The 16,674-nt window shown below is 72.3% G+C and carries 17 protein-coding genes; 13 read left to right on the forward strand and 4 right to left on the reverse strand.

What is annotated here, in order from left to right; translation table 11 throughout:
• The 6 genes from E1264_RS44755 to E1264_RS26950 form a co-directional block, all read left to right on the forward strand.
• Positions 1 to 253, forward strand: a 253-nt coding sequence (locus E1264_RS44755) for a hypothetical protein (RefSeq protein WP_207936272.1), incomplete at its 5' end; no start/stop codon positions are given.
• A gap of 121 nt (positions 254 to 374) precedes the next feature.
• Positions 375 to 1,454, forward strand: a complete 1,080-nt coding sequence (locus tag E1264_RS26930; RefSeq protein ID WP_132178238.1) for a substrate-binding domain-containing protein — start codon at positions 375 to 377, stop codon at positions 1,452 to 1,454.
• A gap of 123 nt (positions 1,455 to 1,577) precedes the next feature.
• A complete protein-coding gene (locus tag E1264_RS26935; RefSeq protein ID WP_132178239.1) occupies positions 1,578 to 2,363 on the forward strand; it encodes an ATP-binding cassette domain-containing protein in 786 nt (261 codons plus the stop codon).
• A 13-nt stretch (positions 2,364 to 2,376) separates the two neighbouring features.
• Positions 2,377 to 3,669 carry an ABC transporter permease gene (locus E1264_RS26940; RefSeq protein ID WP_243711197.1) on the forward strand — a complete coding sequence of 431 codons (1,293 nt, stop codon included), beginning with the start codon at positions 2,377 to 2,379 and terminating at the stop codon, positions 3,667 to 3,669.
• A gap of 176 nt (positions 3,670 to 3,845) precedes the next feature.
• The gene (locus E1264_RS26945; protein ID WP_132178240.1) at positions 3,846 to 4,619 is read left to right on the forward strand and encodes an ATP-binding cassette domain-containing protein; all 774 of its coding nucleotides are present in this window, start codon (positions 3,846 to 3,848) and stop codon (positions 4,617 to 4,619) included.
• Positions 4,619 to 5,845: an ROK family transcriptional regulator gene (locus tag E1264_RS26950; RefSeq protein ID WP_132178250.1), complete on the forward strand. Its 1,227-nt coding sequence runs from the start codon at positions 4,619 to 4,621 to the stop codon at positions 5,843 to 5,845. Before E1264_RS26945 ends, E1264_RS26950 begins: the two co-directional genes overlap by 1 nt.
• Positions 5,846 to 5,883: 38 nt before the next feature.
• On the opposite strand, the gene E1264_RS26955 is transcribed toward E1264_RS26950, so the two are convergent.
• The gene (locus tag E1264_RS26955) at positions 5,884 to 6,153 is read right to left on the reverse strand and encodes a hypothetical protein (protein WP_132178241.1); all 270 of its coding nucleotides are present in this window, start codon (positions 6,151 to 6,153) and stop codon (positions 5,884 to 5,886) included.
• Positions 6,154 to 6,278: 125 nt separating this feature from the next.
• On the opposite strand from E1264_RS26955, the gene E1264_RS26960 reads away from it, so the two are divergent.
• A complete protein-coding gene (locus E1264_RS26960) occupies positions 6,279 to 6,980 on the forward strand; it encodes an HAD family hydrolase (protein WP_132178242.1) in 702 nt (233 codons plus the stop codon).
• A 27-nt stretch (positions 6,981 to 7,007) separates the two neighbouring features.
• Here E1264_RS26960 and E1264_RS26965 read toward each other — a convergent pair whose 3' ends face one another.
• From E1264_RS26965 to E1264_RS45460, 3 genes are all read right to left on the reverse strand, one after another.
• Positions 7,008 to 8,084, reverse strand: coding sequence for an SAM-dependent methyltransferase (locus tag E1264_RS26965; RefSeq protein ID WP_132178243.1), 1,077 nt, complete (start codon positions 8,082 to 8,084; stop codon positions 7,008 to 7,010).
• Positions 8,085 to 8,196: 112 nt separating this feature from the next.
• Positions 8,197 to 8,526, reverse strand: coding sequence for a hypothetical protein (locus E1264_RS26970; RefSeq protein ID WP_132178244.1), 330 nt, complete (start codon positions 8,524 to 8,526; stop codon positions 8,197 to 8,199).
• Positions 8,527 to 8,612: 86 nt separating this feature from the next.
• Positions 8,613 to 9,641: a ferritin-like domain-containing protein gene (locus E1264_RS45460; RefSeq protein ID WP_243711198.1), complete on the reverse strand. Its 1,029-nt coding sequence runs from the start codon at positions 9,639 to 9,641 to the stop codon at positions 8,613 to 8,615.
• Between the two features lie 388 nt (positions 9,642 to 10,029).
• On the opposite strand from E1264_RS45460, the gene rimP reads away from it, so the two are divergent.
• From rimP to rbfA, 6 genes are all read left to right on the forward strand, one after another.
• Positions 10,030 to 10,611: a ribosome maturation factor RimP gene (gene rimP, locus E1264_RS26980; protein ID WP_347813425.1), complete on the forward strand. Its 582-nt coding sequence runs from the start codon at positions 10,030 to 10,032 to the stop codon at positions 10,609 to 10,611.
• 25 nt (positions 10,612 to 10,636) lie between these two features.
• Positions 10,637 to 11,767 (forward strand): transcription termination factor NusA, encoded by a 1,131-nt coding sequence (gene nusA, locus E1264_RS26985; RefSeq protein ID WP_132178251.1) that lies wholly within the window; start codon positions 10,637 to 10,639, stop codon positions 11,765 to 11,767.
• A gap of 4 nt (positions 11,768 to 11,771) precedes the next feature.
• On the forward strand, positions 11,772 to 12,056 hold the full coding sequence (locus E1264_RS26990) for a YlxR family protein (RefSeq protein WP_132178246.1): 285 nt from the start codon (positions 11,772 to 11,774) through the stop codon (positions 12,054 to 12,056).
• Between the two features lie 136 nt (positions 12,057 to 12,192).
• On the forward strand, positions 12,193 to 15,249 hold the full coding sequence (infB, locus tag E1264_RS26995) for a translation initiation factor IF-2 (RefSeq protein ID WP_132178247.1): 3,057 nt from the start codon (positions 12,193 to 12,195) through the stop codon (positions 15,247 to 15,249).
• 381 nt (positions 15,250 to 15,630) lie between these two features.
• Complete coding sequence (locus E1264_RS27000) at positions 15,631 to 15,939, forward strand: DUF503 domain-containing protein (RefSeq protein ID WP_243711199.1); 309 nt, start codon at positions 15,631 to 15,633, stop codon at positions 15,937 to 15,939.
• Between the two features lie 79 nt (positions 15,940 to 16,018).
• Entirely contained in the window at positions 16,019 to 16,549 is a 531-nt protein-coding gene (gene rbfA, locus E1264_RS27005) for a 30S ribosome-binding factor RbfA (RefSeq protein WP_132178248.1), read from the forward strand.
• Positions 16,550 to 16,674 lie beyond the last annotated feature (125 nt).

Consider the following 16,674-nt stretch of genomic DNA (forward strand, 5'->3'; position numbering starts at 1 on the left):
CCCCGATCGCGTTGCGGGCTGGTCGTGCCGCGCGCTGATCGCGCTGGTTGAACTTGCCGCCCCGGCTGCTCTTGCCCTGGTACGGCCACGCGCCGGGCGGGTGAATGTTGGCGCGCCAAACATTCGGACGTGCCGCGCCCGGTACGTGCCCGTGGCTGGCGGCCTCGTGGGCGAGGGCGACGTTCCCATTGATCTCGCGTTACATGATTGTTACCGCCGACAACAAATCAGGCGGGAACTGGGTCTGGCGTGACGGACAAGGCCGACATATGTTGCGGGGCACAACATTCCCGTCGGTGGCCTCGGGCACCGGCATCTCGGCCTCACCCCCCGGCCGCGGCACGGCGCGGCCACCCCCAGAAAGGACCCGGGCTATGCGCAAGGGGATCCTCAGCCTGACGGCGCTCACGGCGGCCGCGGCGCTCACCCTCACCGCGTGCGGGGACGACTCCGGCGAGTCCGGCGGCGGCTCCGAATCGGCCAAGGGCAAGGTCGGCGTGATCCTGCCCGACACGACGTCGTCCGTCCGGTACGAGAGCTTCGACCGGCCCTACCTGGAGCAGGCGTTCAAGGCGGCGGGCGTCGGCTACGACATCCAGAACGCCGAAGGCTCGGCGCAGCGCTTCCAGACGATCGCCGACCAGATGCTCACCAGCGGCGTCACCGTCCTGATCGTGGACGGTCTCGACTCCAACTCCGCGGCGGCCGTCCAGCGCAAGGCGCAGGCGCAGGGCGTCAAGACCATCGACTACGACCGGCTCACGCTCGGCGGCGTCGCCGACTACTACGTGTCGTTCGACAACGTGAAGGTCGGCGAGGAGCTCGGCAGGGGCCTGCAGAAGTGCCTCGGCGAGAAGAAGTCGAACATCGTCTACCTGAACGGCGCGCCGACCGACAACAACGCGACCCTGTTCTCCCAGGGCGCGCACAGCGTCCTCGACAAGGCGGCGACCTACACGAAGGTCGCCGAGCAGGCCGTCCCGGAGTGGAAGGCCGAGCGGGCCGCCACGATCTTCGAGCAGATGTGGACGGAGCAGCAGGGCAAGATCGACGGTGTCGTCGCCGCCAACGACGCGCTCGGCGGCGCGGTCGTGTCGATCCTCAAGAAGAACAAGGAGGCCGGCCAGGTCGCGGTCACCGGACAGGACGCGACGCTGGAGGGCCTGCAGAACATCCTGGACGGCAACCAGTGCATGACGGTCTACAAGCCCGTCAAGCAGGAGGCCGACGCCGCCGCCAAGCTCGCCGTGTCCCTGATCAACGGCCGGAAGGCCGAGACGAACGGCACGGTCAACGACCCGACCGGCAAGCGGGACGTCCCGTCGGTGCTGCTCACCCCCATCCCCGTCTTCAAGGACAACGTCAAGCAGGTCGTCGACGACGGCTTCATCAAGAAGGCGGACCTCTGCAAGGGCGCCTACGCCGCCAAGTGCGCGGACGCGGGCATCCGATAGCGCGCCCGCGCTGACCTCGTGGCGGGCCCCGATCCGCTGGGGACGTCCCGGCTCACCCCGGAAACCCGGGACGCAGGGGCCCGCCACGAGCACCACCCGTCAGGGAGACACGGAAGGAGACACGTGGCAGACAACGGAGACCCCGTCCTCCGCCTGACCGGGCTCAACAAGAGCTTCGGCGCCGTCCATGTGCTGCACGACGTCGACTTCACGGTGCGGCTCGGCGAGGTGATGGCCCTCGTCGGCGACAACGGCGCGGGCAAGTCCACGCTGATCAAGTGCATCGCCGGGATCCACCCCTTCGACTCCGGGCGGATCGAGTTCGACGGGCGCCCGGTGACCGTCGACGGCCCGCGCGCCGCGTCCGAACTCGGCATCGAGGTGGTCTACCAGGACCTCGCGCTCGCCGACAATCTGGACATCGTGCAGAACATGTTCCTCGGCCGGGAGCGCCGCAAGGGCCTCGTCCTGGACGAGCCGTCCATGGAGGAGGCCGCCCGCGAGACGCTCGCGCGGCTGTCGATCCGCACGGTCAAGTCCGTCCGGCAGCAGGTCGCGAGCCTGTCCGGCGGGCAGCGGCAGACCGTCGCGATCGCGAAGGCCGCGCTGTGGAAGTCGAAGGTCGTCATCCTGGACGAGCCCACCGCCGCGCTCGGCGTCGCGCAGACCCGGCAGGTCCTCGACCTGGTCCGGCGGCTCGCCGACACCGGCCACGCCGTCGTGCTCATCTCGCACAACATGAACGACGTGTTCGAGGTGGCCGACCGCATCACCGCCCTCTACCTCGGCCGGGTCGCGGCGGACGTCGCCCGCGCCGACGTCACCCCCGGCCAGGTCGTGGAACTCATCACCGCCGGCCGTTCCGGCGATCTCGGCCTCGCGCCGCGGACCGCCGCCGAGAACATCTGAAGGGAGGACGCAGGTGTCCACCGACATCCCGGACGACCTCACCAAGGGCGCCAAGACCATGACCCTCGCGGACGCGGACTTCGCCACCGACCGGCGCGAGCACGACATGGCGTCCGCGCTGCTCGACTACTGGCACCGGATCAAGGCGGGCGAGCTCGGCGCGCTGCCCGCCGTCCTCGGCCTGGTCTCCCTGGTCGTGCTGTTCACCGTGCTGAAGCCCGGCACGTTCCTCAGCACGGGCAACATGGCGAACCTGTCCGTGCAGGCGATGCCCATCACGATCCTCGCGATGGGCCTGGTGTTCGTGCTGCTCCTCGGCGAGATCGACCTCGCCGCCGGCGTCGCCAGCGGGCTGTGCGCGGCGGTGCTCGCCAAGCTCATCACCGACGCCGGGCAGCCCTGGTACACCGCCGTGCTGAGCGGCATCGCGATCGGCATCGTCATCGGCACGGCCATCGGGTGGCTGGTGTCCGTGCTGCGCATCCCGTCGTTCGTCGTCACGCTCGCGTTCTTCCTCGGCCTGCAGGGCGTCACGCTGCGGCTGATCGGCGAGGGCGGGACGGTGCCCGTCCGCGACGACGTCATCGTCGCGCTGTCCAACAAGAACATGCCGATCTGGCTCGGCTGGGCCCTCGCGGGCGTCTGCGCCGCCGGGTACACCGCGGCGCAGCTGCTGCGGTGGCGGCGCCAGCGCGTCCGGCATCTGCACTCCAAGCCGGTCGAGTTCGTCATCGCGCAGTGCGCCGTCGTCGCCGCGGCCCTGCTGATCAGCACCTACGTGCTCAGCCTGGACCGCGCCCCCAGCCCGCTGATCACGCTCGGCGGCATCCCGTGGGGCGTGCCGCTGGTCGGCGCGCTGCTGATCGTCTGCACGTTCGTGCTCGGCCGGACCGCCTACGGGCGGCACATCTACGCGGTCGGCGGCAACGCCGAGGCCGCCCGCCGGGCCGGGATCAACGTCACCCGCATCCGGATCTCCGTCTTCATGATCGCGTCCGGGCTGGCGGCGGTCAGTGGCATCGTCGCCGCGTCCCGGCTGAACTCCGTCGCCACCAGCGCGGGCGGCGGGAACACGCTGCTGTACGCGGTCGGCGCCGCCGTCATCGGCGGGACGAGCCTGTTCGGCGGGCGCGGCAAGGCGCGCGACGCCGTCCTCGGCGGGCTCGTCATCGCGCTCATCGACAACGGGCTCGGGCTGCTCGGCACCAGCGCCTACCTCAGCTACCTGATCACCGGGCTGGTGCTCCTCCTGGCGGCGAGCATCGACGCGCTGGCGAGGCGCCGGCGGTCGAGCACGGGGAGATGACCGTGAACCCGGCCGCGAACGGGCGGGAGCCGCCGGCCCGCCCCGCCGGCTCCCCTTCTCCGCCCGCCTGGGGCCGCCCGGACGACGGTTCCGGGCCGTGGAACGCTGCTGATACGCTCACGGACCACGACCGCCTGGCGCGCGGCGGCGGTGCGGCACGGTGGGAGCCCCTCGGCATGTCAGTGACGCCAGCTCTGGATCTGCGCGGCATCGACAAGAGTTTCGGTTCCGTGAAGGTCCTGCACGACGTCGCGTTCTCCGCGTACCCGGGCGAGGTCACCGCGCTCGTCGGCGACAACGGCGCGGGGAAGACCACCCTGGTCCGGTGCATCGGCGGCATCCACCCGTTCGACGCGGGCGAGTTCCGCTTCGAGGGACGCCCGGTGCGCGTCTCCAGCCCCCGCGACGCCACCCGGCTCGGGATCGAGATCGTCCACCAGGACCTCGCGCTCTGCGAGAACCTCGACATCGTCGAGAACCTCTTCCTCGGCCGGGAGCAGCGCCGCGGCCTCGCGCTCGACGAGGACACGATGGAGGAGATGGCCCGCACGACGCTGTCGGGCCTCTCCGTCCGGACGATCGGGTCCGTCCGGCGGCGGATCTCGACGCTGTCCGGCGGGCAGCGGCAGACCGTCGCGATCGCCCGCGCCGTCCTGTGGGACAGCAAGGTCGTGATCCTGGACGAGCCCGCCGCCGCGCTCGGCGTCGCGCAGACCCAGCAGGTGCTGGAGATCGTCCGGCGGCTCGCCGACCGGGGCCTCGCCGTCGTGCTGATCTCGCACAACATGAACGACGTCTTCGCGGTCTCCGACCGGATCGCCGCGCTGTACCTCGGCCGGATGGCCGCGCAGGTCAGCACCGCCGACGTCACGCACCGGCAGGTCGTGGAGCTGATCACCTCGGGCACCAGCGGCGACCTGGGCCTCGGCCGACCCGGGCCGGTCCGATGATGAAGGGCGGGCCGTCACAGGAGGACATCCGGCGGCACAACCTCGGTACTCTGCTGCGCTTCGTCCACCTGCGCGGGCCCGCGTCGAGGGCCACGCTCGCCGAGTCCCTCGGCCTCAACCGCAGCACGATCATGGCGCTGACCGCCGACCTCACCGCCGCCGGGCTCGTCCGCGAGGAGCTGCCCCGCGGACCCGGACGGCGCGCCGGGCGCCCGTCGCTGGTCGTCCGGCCCGAGTCCACCCGCGTCTACGTCCTCGCGTTCGAGGTCGGCGTCGACCGGCTCGTCGTCGCGCGGGTGGGGCTCGGCGGCGTCGTCCTGGACCGCCGCGAAGGGGTCCGGTCCCGCGACTCCGACCCCGCCGACCTGATCGGCGTGCTCGTCGGCGGGGCGCGCTCCCTCGTCCGCAAGGCCGAGCGGGACGCCGTCTGCGTCGGCGCCGCCGTCGGGTTCCCCGGGACCGTCCGCCGCTCCGACGACACCATCATGTTCGGCCCCAACCTCGACGTCGGCGACCTGCGGCTCGGCGACCTGCTGTCGCGCCGCCTCGGCCTCGGCATCCCCGTCTCCGTCTGCAACGACGCCAATCTCGGCGCGCTCGCCGAGCACGAGCGCGGCGCTGGCGTGAACTCCGACAACCTGATCTACCTGCACGGCGACGTCGGCGTCGGCGGCGGCATCATCGCGCACGGCCGGCTGCTCGCCGGGGACGAGGGCTACGGCGGCGAGATCGGCCACATGATCGTCAATCCCGGCGGGCGGCCGTGCGCCTGCGGCTCGAAGGGCTGCCTGGAGGCCGAGGTGGGGGAGCGGACCCTCCTCGCCCACGCGGGACGCGAGGAGATCCCGGGCCAGCCGGGGCGCGACGCCGTCCGCGACATCGTCGCGTCCGCCGACGCCGGCGACATCGTCGCGCGCGAGGCCCTGCAGCGCGTCGGCACGTGGCTCGGCTTCGGCGTCGCCAACCTCGTCAACATCTTCAACCCCGGCCTCGTCGTCTTCGGCGGGACGCTCCGCGACATCTACCTGGGTGCCGCCGCCCAGGTTCGCAGCGTTCTCGCTACGGGCGCCCTGGCCGCCCCCCGCGAGAAGGTGAAACTCCGCACCGCCGCCCTGGGCGACGACACCACCCTGGTGGGCGCGGCCGAATTCGCCTTCGCCGAAGTACTGGCCGACCCTCTCCAGGTCTTGGCCCGCCTCAAGGCCCCGGAGAACAGCCCCGTCTGATCAGGCCGGGCCGGGGGTCACGGTCTCCGGGGGGTTGTTCACGGTCTCCGGGTGGGGTTGACGGCGTCGGACTCGGCGGGCGTGTCCGGGTGGGGCCGCTCGTCGTCGTCCTCCCGGGCCTCCTGCCGCTCGTACTCGGTGATGCCCAGCCCGTCCCTGCTCTGCCGCGGCTCCTCGATCTCCAGCTCCTCGGGCGGGTCGGTGACGTACTCCTCCGTCAGGCCGATCTGCTCGTCCTGGGTGTTGTCGCCCATGTCGTCGATGTCGTCGCGGAAGTCCCTGGCCTCACCGGGCTTGCGCGCCCTCATGGTTCCTCCAGTTCGCGTCGGTTTCCGCTGATCGGACCGGTATCCCCGCTGACGGCCGCCCTACTCCCCGGGCATCGCGGTCAAGTGTGATCGCCCATGCCGGACGGGTGGTTACGATCCGGAGCATGGGCGTACAAGCTGTGATCTTCGACTGGGGCGGCACGCTGACCCCCTGGCACGACATCGAACTGGCCGACATGTGGCGCGCGATCTGCACCGCCCACCTCCCCCCGGACGACGTCGAGAAGGCCGCGGCGGCGCTCGCCGAGGCGGAGCTGGAGCTGTTCCGCCGCGGTTCCGAGGAGCACCGCAGCGCCACCCTCGCCGAGGTCTTCGAGATCGCCGGCGTCGAGCCCACCGAGCCACTCCTCGCCACCCACTTCGAGACCTGGACGCCGCACACCCACACCGACCCCGCCGTCCCCGGCCTGTTCAACGCCCTCCGCGACCGCGGCATCAGGGTCGGCGTCCTGTCCAACACCATCTGGTCGCGCGACCTGCACGAGCGCATCTTCGCCCGCGACGACGTCCTGCACCTGCTCGACGGCGCCGTCTACTCCAGCGAGATCCCCTGGACGAAGCCGCACGCCGAGGCGTTCCGCGCCGCCATGGACGCCGTCGGCGCCACCGACCCCGCCTCCTGCGTGTACGTCGGCGACCGCCCCTACGACGACATCCACGGCGCCAAGTCCGCCGGGCTGCGCGCCGTCCAGATCCGGCACCAGACCACCCACGCCTTCGAGCGGCCCGGCCTCACGCCGCCCGACGCCCTCATCCACGGCCTGGACGAGCTGCTCCCGCACATCGAACGCTGGCACGCTCCATGACCAGCCGATCGGGCCGACGGGCGATGATCAGGGCTTGCGGGCGGTGATGAGGTCGCGGGTGATGGCCTGGTCGACGCGGTGGCGGAACCCGCGGTAGGCGTCGGAGTCCTGGACGTCCAGCCCGCTGGACGCGAGGACGTCCGCGAGCTCCTCACGGCGGCCCACGTAGGTGTTCCACGAGATGCCGATGGCGCCGCCGGAGCGCAGCAGCCGGGCCCATTCGGGCACGGCCGCCGTGAGGAGCTCGACCGGGCTGCGCGACAACTGCGGCTTGTCCTGCGGCTTACCCCTCCGCCCCTGCTGCCTCTGCGCGCCCCTGGGACGGCTTCCGTGCTGCACGCCGTACGGCGCGTCCGTCACGATCAGGTCGAACGAGCCCGGCCGGAAGAACTTCCCGGCGTTGAGCGAATCGGCGTTCACGACGGTGATCTCCATCGTCTCGCCGCTCTTGTAGCGCTCCTTGGACGCCCCGAGCGTCACGTGCAGGCGCCGTCCGAGGACGGCCTTCTCCCGCCTGATGTTGGTGACCTCGGCCTGGTGCTTGACCCGGTTGTTCTTCAGCCAGGTCTTGATGAAGGCGGCGTAGGCGTCGAAGTCCTTGCCGTCGATGTCGATTCCGGCGGCGTCCAGCCCGTACATCATGGCCTGGTTGAGGGTGGTGCCCCGGCCGCACATGGGGTCGAGGACGCGCGGACGCCCGGCGACGAGGTCCATGGGGGAGTCGGTCGCCATGGCGGTGACGTTCAGCAGCAGCTTGGTGAAGTACTCGTTCGTCTTGCCGGAGTACTTCTGGATGGTGAGGAGGTCGCTGCCGAACAGGTCGAGCGGCTGGAGCGCGACGGGACGCAGAAGCCCGCCCTCGATCTGGAACAGCGCGTACAGCGACGAGAGGTTCGACAGGAGGCGGACGTCCTGGTCCGTCAGCTCGTCGGCGGAGAACGTCACGTACGGGACGCCGCCGATCGCGGTCTCCTCGATGTCGCGGACGCGCCCGCCCAGCGCCCGCTCGCCGAACACCGTCAGCTCCGCCTTCACCAGCCCGGCGGCGGCCTGGGCGTAGACCCGGTTGTGGGAGGGGGAGACGAGAAGGCCGTACGCGGTCATTCGCCCGACCTTACAGCCCTCGCCCCGCAGCCTCGTGCCAGACGGCGGTGACCGCCGGGAACGGCGTTCCCGGCGGTCACCGACGGCCCTTGCGGGGGCCGTTCCTCCCGGGTCAGGCGGCTCGCGCCGGACGTTCCGCCGAGCCTTCGGAATCCGCGGAATCAGCGGCGGTGGCGGGCGCGGCGGGAAGGGCCCGCTGAGCCCCCGAGCCCTTGGGAGCCTCCACGGCCGGAAGATCCGGCAGGTGCCGCGCGGCGGCGTTCAGCAGCTCGTGGACGCGGCTCTTCAGGCTGGCGAGGTCGGCCCGCGCCACGTCGGCCTGGGCCTGGGCCCTGCGTGCCTGGCGGCGGGCGGCGTCGCGCTCGGCGGCGAGCTGGTTCAGCTGTTCGTGGTAGGCGGCCCGGAGTTCGTCGAGGGCGCTTCGCTGAGGAATGGTGGTCATGCCGGTCTGGACTCCTCCCCCGAGTCATCCCCATGTAAAGGGATGAACGCGATAAACCGGGCGATTCGTTCCCACCGTGCGGAAGATCACTCGCCCGCTTCGGAGCGCGGGGAGAGCGCCGTGGACGGCAGCCCCGGGAACGCGTTCCGCGGCGCCGCGACGCCCGCCTTGGTGCGCCAGGCCGCCGACCGGGCCATGGCCCGCTGCGCGCCGTCGGCGGCGAAGGCCCGCAGGTCAGGGGCGGACACGCCGGCGAGACCGACGTAGGCGGGGACGAGATCGTCCTCCAGGACCGCCGCGAGCTGGGCCGCGCTGCGCGCCGAGGTGACCTTGACCGGCAGCTCGTACACGGCCGCAGCGGCGACCGGCGTGCCGGTCAGGAGCGAGATCAGCGCGTCGCGCTGGGCCCGGTGGGCGTTCCAGACGGCCTTCGCCATCTGCCTGAGCGGCCCCTGCAGCCGGGCCCCGAGCACCCCGTACCCGTACACGGCCGCGTGCTCGGCGGCCAGCGCCGTCTGGACGGCCTCGGCGCCGGACTTCGACCGGACCGCCGGAGCCTGGCCCTTCACCCGCATCGCATGGCCCGCCTCGCACGCGCCGATGCTCGCCAGCAGCTGGGCCAGCCCGGGAGCCGCCTTGGCCGCCTCCGCCCTGCGCTGTTCGGCGGCACGTTCCTCCGCCTCCCGCAGCACCACGAGGGCGCCGGAGCCCCGAGGGACGGGCGAGGCGGTGGGAGGGGGAATGGCGCCGCCCTCGTCGGCCCGATCACCCGACCCCGGCACGTAGTGCCGCTTCAGGACGGCGAGATGCTCCCGGTGATGGGCCAGGACGGGATCCAGCCGTCCGGCCAGCGACGCGTTCACCGACCGGGCCGCCTCATAGGTGGCGATCAGGTTCTGCTCGGACGCGATCGCCCCGACCAGCGTCGGCAGGTCCGCGTGCGGCGCCGCCGCCTCCGCCGCGCAGCCCGCGAGCCATGGCAGGGCGAGCACGCCCGCCCCCAGCGCGGCTCCCCGCCCCAGTACCGCCCGCCGCGACACGAATTCGGGCGGGTGCGACATGGATTCGCACGGATGCGGCACGGGTTCGGGCGGGCGCGACACGGCCTCTGGCAAGGGAGTCTCCTCACCCGGTGGAGTGGTGGCGGCGGCCCTCAACGGCCAGGGCCCGGGACTCGTCCATCGGGCCGGCTCAAGCATTCCATATCCGGCGCGCCGGTGAGCCGATCGAAAAGCCGCTGCGGTCCCCGGCTGTCGATAGTCTTGAGGTGTCAAGGTACGAGCGGCGAAATCCGCGATCGCAGGCGGTGCGTCCCGCAGCGGGGTACACCGCGCACGCGGGTGCACTTCGCAGGCGGCACAACAGGAGGAGGGTCCCATGAGCGTCGAGTCCCGCGGCGGCCGCGCTCAAGGGGGGCGCGGCCGGGGCAGGCGTGAGCACGACGAGTTCGAGAACGCCCCGGCGCGCCAGGGGCGTCCGGCGCGTGCCGACGCCGCCGCCGAGCTGACCAGGCTGCTCGCGCCCGCCGTGGGCGAGGCGGGCTTCGACCTGGAGGAGGTTGATGTCCGGCCCGCCGGGCGGCGCCGCCTCGTGCGCGTCGTCGTGGACGGCGACCACGGCGTCGGCCTCGACGACATCGCCGCGATCAGCGAGACGGCGTCGGAGCTGCTCGACGCCACCGATGTCATGGGGACCTCGCCGTACGTGCTGGAGGTGACCTCCCCGGGCGTCGACCGCCCCCTCACCGAGCCGCGGCACTGGCGCCGTGCCGTCGGCCGGCTGGTCGTCGCGCCGCTGACCGAGGGAGGCCAGATCGAAGGCCGCGTGGTCGCGGCCGACGACGAGGCCGTGGAGATCGACGTCGTCCAGAAGCGCCGGAACAAGGGAGCCGGGGCCAAGGGCGGCAGGTCCGCTGAGCCGGCCTCGGCCGGGCCGGGAAGGGCCGGGTTGAAGGGCGCCGCCGCGACGGAGACGGTCCGGCGCCGGTTCGGCCTGGGCGAGCTGGGGCGCGGCCGCGTGCAGGTGGAGTTCAAGCACCCTGCGGGCACGGCCGAGGGAACGCGTTCTCCGGCTGAGCCGGACTAGAGGGGGGAACCTCGTGGACATCGACATGACCGCCCTGCGGGGCCTGGAGAGCGAGAAGGACATCTCGCTCGACGTGGCCGTGAAGGCCATCGAAGACGCTCTGCTGATCGCCTACCACCGGACGGAGGGCGCGGCGCCGAAGGCCCGCGTCGAGCTGGACCGCCAGAGCGGCCACGTCACCGTGTGGGCGACCGAGACCGACGAGGCCGGCGAGGCCGTCGGGGAGTACGACGACACCCCGACGGGGTTCGGGCGCATCGCGGCCACCACCGCCAAGCAGGTCATCCTGCAGCGCCTCCGCGACGCCGAGGACGAGCTGACCTTCGGCGAGTACGCCGGGCGCGAGGGCGACATCGTCAGCGGCATCATCCAGCAGGGCAAGGACCCGCGGAACGTGCTGGTCGACCTCGGCAAGATCGAGGCCGTCCTGCCGCCGCAGGAGCAGGTGCCCGGCGAGCAGTACGAGCACGGCGAGCGGCTGCGCGCCTACGTCGTGCAGGTCCGCAAGGGCCACCGCGGCCCCTCGATCCAGCTGTCGCGGACGCACCCGAACCTCGTCCGCAAGCTGTTCGCGCTGGAGGTCCCGGAGATCGCGGACGGCACCGTGGAGATCGCCGCGATCGCCCGCGAGGCCGGGCACCGCACCAAGATCGCGGTACGGTCCCGGAAGGCCGGGGTGAACGCCAAGGGCGCCTGCATCGGCCCGCTCGGCAGCCGCGTCCGCAACGTGATGGCCGAGCTGCACGGCGAGAAGATCGACATCGTGGACTGGTCCGAGGACCCCGCGGAGTTCGTCGGGAATGCGCTGTCGCCCGCGCGGGTTTCCCATGTCGAGGTGGTCGATGCCGACGCCCGGGTCGCCCGGGTGATCGTGCCCGACTACCAGCTGTCCCTCGCGATCGGCAAGGAGGGCCAGAACGCCCGGCTCGCCGCCCGGCTCACCGGCTGGCGGATCGATATCAGGTCCGACACCGAGCCCGAGCAGACGGCCACCCCCGGACAGGCGGCCGCTCCCGGCGGAACCGCCGGAACGGGCGGCTCCGGCGAAACGGGCACGCCAGGCCGGACGGCGCCCAAGGGCGCCGAGCCCGGCGAATCTGGATCTTCTACGCCAGGAGCCCATGCGACAGGTCCCGCCGACGCGTCGGCGCGGTAGACTCATGTCACGTGGCCGGACGGCCCCTGTTCGCACGTGTGTGGGCTGTCGGGTTCGTTCGGTCAAGTCCGACCTGCTGCGCCTGGTGGTGGTCGAGGGCGTCATCGTCCCCGATCCGCGTGGGCGGCTGCCGGGACGGGGCGCGCATCTGCACCCCGATCCGGGATGTCTCGAGCTCGCAGAGCGACGTCGGGCGTTCCCGAGGGCGTTTCGCCTTCCGGGGCCGCTCGACGCCGGTGCGCTGCGGGCTCGGCTTGCGGCACACGCCGTGCGGCAGCAGGATGGCTGATACATGGCCGATGGTAAGCGACGTCTAGTCGGAAGCAGGTCGAGATTGCTATGAGCGCTCGATGAGCACGCCGCGATGAGTACGGCAAGTTAGCGACGGTCCGGAGGCCGCACCCCCGGACCGAGTAGGGAGTGCAGTGGCGAAGGTCCGGGTGTACGAACTCGCCAAGGAGTTCGGTGTAGAGAGCAAGGTCGTCATGGCCAAGCTCAAGGAGATGGGCGAGTTCGTCAGGTCGGCGTCCTCCACGATCGAGGCGCCGGTCGAACGCAGGCTGAAGGAAGCCTTCTCAAATTCGTCGTCCTCCCAGCAGGGGGACAAGCGGGCAGCCCCGAAGCGTTCTTCGGGTCCGCGTCCCGCGCCGCGTCCGGGTCCCTCCGGCGGCGCCTCCGATTCTCAGGGCGCGCGGCAGCAGGCCCCTCGGCCGGCCGCGCCGCGCCCGTCCACGCCCAAGCCGGCCCCGGGTGCACCGGGCGGTGGCCAGGGCGGTCCAGGCGGTCCAGGTGGTCAGGGCGGCCAGGGCGGCCCAGGCGGCGGCCCGAAGCCGGGCCCGCCGCGTCCGGCGGTCCCGCCGGCGCCGGGCACGCCGGTGAACGCGCCCGCGGCGCAGGGCCCGAGCGCCCCGCCCGCGTCCGGTCCCGCCGGTCCCGGTGCCGGAACCCGCGCGCCCAGCGGTCCGGGCGGTCCGGGCGGTGCAGGCGGTCCGAAGCCGGGTCCCCGCGCGCCCAAGCCGGGCCCGCGTCCCGGCCCCCGCCAGGGTGGCGGCGGCGGTCGCGGCCCGGGTGGGCCGCGTCCGGGCAACAACCCGTTCAGCTCGAACGCCAGCGGCATGGGCCAGGCGCCCAAGCCGGGCCCGCGTCCCGGGCCGCGCCAGGGCGGCGCTGACCGTCCCGGCGGCGGTGGCGCTCCGGGCGGCCCGCGTCCCGGCGGTCCGCGTCCGGGCGGTCCCGCCGGTGCCGGCGGCCCGCGTCCGAGCCCCGGAAGCATGCCGCCCCGTCCGGGCGGCCCGCGTCCGAGCCCGATGAACATGCCGTCCTCGCGGCCCTCCGGTGGCGGTGCCCCCGGTCGTGGCGGCCCAGGTGGCGGTGGCCGTGGCCCCGGCGGCGGTGGCCGCGGTCCGGGCGGCGGCGGTCGCGGTCCCGGTGGCGGCGGCCGTCCCGGCGGCGGCGGCTTCGGCGGTCCCCGCACGGGCGCCGGAGGTGGCGGCGGCGGTGGCCGTCCCGGCTTCGGCGGTCCCCGTCCGGGTGGCGGCGGTCGCGGCCGCGGCGGCACGCAGGGCGCCTTCGGTCGTCCCGGCGGACGTCCCGCACGCGGGCGCAAGTCGAAGCGGGCTCGCCGTCAGGAGTTCGAGAACATGCAGGCGCCCGCCGTCGGCGGCGTCTCGGCTCCGCGCGGCAACGGCAAGACCATCCGGCTGCCGCAGGGCGCGTCCCTGACCGACTTCGCCGAGAAGATCGGCGCCAACCCGGCGTCGCTCGTCGCGATCATGATGCATCTCGGCAAGATGGTCACCGCGACCCAGTCCGTCGACCCCGACGACCTGATGGCGCTCGGCCTGGAGCTCGACTTCGACATCCAGGTCGTCAGCCCCGAAGACGAGGACCGCGAGCTTCTCGAGTCCTTCGACATCGAGTACGGCGAGGACGAGGGCGGCGAGGAGAACCTCCAGTCCCGCCCGCCGGTGGTCACCGTCATGGGTCACGTCGACCACGGCAAGACCAAGCTGCTGGACGCCGTCCGCAGCGCCAACGTCCAGGCGGGCGAGGCCGGCGGCATCACCCAGCACATCGGTGCCTACCAGGTCGAGACCGAGGTCGACGGTGAGGACCGCAAGATCACCTTCATCGACACCCCCGGTCACGAGGCGTTCACCGCCATGCGTGCCCGCGGTGCCGACACCACCGACCTGGTGGTGCTGGTGGTCGCCGCGGACGACGGCGTCAAGCCGCAGACCACCGAGGCGATCGACCACGCCACCGCGGCCGGGGTCCCGATCGTCGTCGCGGTCAACAAGATCGACGTCGAGGGCGCCGACCCGAACAAGGTGCGCGCGCAGCTCACCGAGTACGGGCTGGTCGCCGAGGAGTTCGGCGGTTCCACCCAGTTCGTCGACGTGTCCGCCAAGCAGCGGCTCAACATCGACGGGCTGCTGGAGGCGATCATCCTGACCGCCGACGCCGAGCTCGACCTGAAGGCCAACCCCGAGATGCCCGCCCAGGGCTCGGCCATCGAGGCCCACCTGGACAAGGGCCGGGGCGCCGTGGCGACCGTGCTGGTGCAGCGCGGCACGCTCAAGGTCGGCGACTCGATCGTCTGCGGCGTGGCGCACGGCCGCGTCCGGGCGATGCTCGACGAGAACTTCGAGCCGGTCCAGGAGGCGGGGCCGTCGCGTCCGGTGCAGGTGCTCGGCCTCGCGGCCGTGCCCGGCGCGGGCGACAACTTCCTCGTCGTCGAGGACGACCGCGTCGCCCGGCAGATCGCCGACAAGCGGGTCGCGCGCAAGCGCAACGCCGAACTGCTCAAGAGCCGCAAGAGCAGCTCCCTCGAAGAGCTGTTCAAGGACCTGGAGCGCGGCGAGCGGCAGGAGCTGCTGCTCATCCTCAAGGGCGACGTGTCCGGTTCCGTCGAGGCGCTGGAGGACTCCCTCCTCAAGATCGACGTGGGCGAGGAGGTCAACCTGCGGATCATCCGCCGCGGCGTCGGCGCGATCACGCAGGACGACGTCAACCTCTCGCTGGCGTCCGAGGGCGCGGTCATCATCGGCTTCAACGTGCGGCCTGAGCGCAACGCGCAGGAGCTGGCCGACCGCGAGGGCGTCGACATCCGGTACTACTCGATCATCTACCAGGCGATCGAGGAGATCGAGGCGGCCCTCAAGGGCATGCTCAAGCCGGAGTTCGAGGAGGCCCAGCTCGGCACCGCCGAGATCCGCGAGATCTTCAAGGTGCCGCGGATCGGCAGCGTCGCCGGCTCGATGGTCACCTCGGGGGTCATCCAGCGCAACGCCAAGGCCCGCCTCGTCCGCGACGGCGTCGTGGTCGCCGACAACCTCACGGTGTCGTCGCTGCGCCGCTTCAAGGACGACGCGACCGAGGTCCGCGAGGGCTTCGAGTGCGGTATCGGCGTGGGCTACAACGACATCAAGCTCGGAGATGTCATCGAGTGCTTCGAGATGCGGGAGAAGCCCCGCGACTGAGGCCCGTATCCATGCAATCCCGGCCCAGGGGGTGCTCGCCTGGCGGCTCGCACCCCCTGGCCGTGATTGTGTGAGCGCCGCACCGCTTCGCGATCTGGCCGGGGAGGCTCGCCTCCGGCTCCACCTCCCCGGCCAGGTAACGCGCTCACGTGACGGCCGAGGCCCTGAGCCCTGTAATCCGGGGCGGTCGCCGGATGCGGAGACGTCCCCGCGTCTCCACCGTGGCCGGGCCTCTCGCGACGTGATCGTTTATTCGTGTGACACGGCGCCGGCCAGATCTTCTAGCCTGGCGTCTGTCATGTCCGGCCCGTCCCGCTTCGGGGCCGCGGGCCGGGAACACGGCGGGTGACCACCGTCGTTCCATCTTCTGAAGATCCCGAGGTGATCGACCAGGTGTACGTGGGTGCACTGACGCTCGACCTGCTGCTGGGGGACGTCCGCTCGCTGAAGCAGAAGCGGGCCGTCCTGCGGCCGATCATCGCCGACGTGCACAAGCACTTCCCGGCGGTGGCGGTCGCCGAGACCGGCGGCAACGACCTGTACCGCAGGGCGGAGATCGGGGTGGCGGTGGTGTCCGGCAGCGCCGCCAACTGCACCCAGGTGCTCGACCAGTGCGAACGGTTCGTGGCCGGACGCCCGGAGATAGAGCTGCTGTCCGCGCGGCAACGGCTTTTCAGCGACGAGGACTGAGCTGCGCCGAAACGGAGCGCGGGCCAGGTCATCGTTAGACCATGGAAGGGTCGTCAGACCACAGAAAGGGAGTGCGATCATGGTGGACGCAGCTCGGGCGCGTAAGCTCGCCGACCGCATCCAGCAGATCGTGGCCGAGATGCTGGAGAGGCGGATCAAGGATCCGCGGCTCGGCTTCGTGACCGTGACGGACACCCGCATCACCAACGACCTGCGCGACGCGACCGTGTACTACACGGTCTACGGGTCGGACGGCGAGCGAGCCGAGACGGCCGCCGCGCTGGAGAGCGCCAAGGGCGTCATCCGGTCGGAGGTGGGCAGGAAGACCGGGGTCCGGCACACGCCCAGCCTCACCTTCGTCATGGACTCCCTGATGGAGAACGCGGCGCACATCGACGACCTGCTCGCGAAGGCCCGCGCCAAGGACGCCGAGGTGGCGAAGGCCGCGCAGGACGCGTCCCCGGCCGGTGACGCGAACCCGTACCGCGAGAACGGCCTTGACGAGGACGAGGACGAGGACGACGACCTCGACGAGGACGGCGAGGACGTCGACGGGCACGACGCCGCGGGCGGCGGTGAGGACGACCGTTCGGGCCGCCCGCCGTCGTGAGCGGACCGGAGGGGCGCGCGGAGGCGCCGGGCGCCGGCTGGAACGAGGAATGCCCGCTGTACGACGCGGACGGGCACTCCGCGAACGGCCATGACGTCATCCCGCGCGGCGGCGCCCTCCCCGCC

It is taken from the genome of Actinomadura sp. KC216 (genome assembly GCF_004348535.1).
In the GTDB taxonomy this organism is placed as follows: Bacteria; Actinomycetota; Actinomycetes; order Streptosporangiales; family Streptosporangiaceae; genus Spirillospora.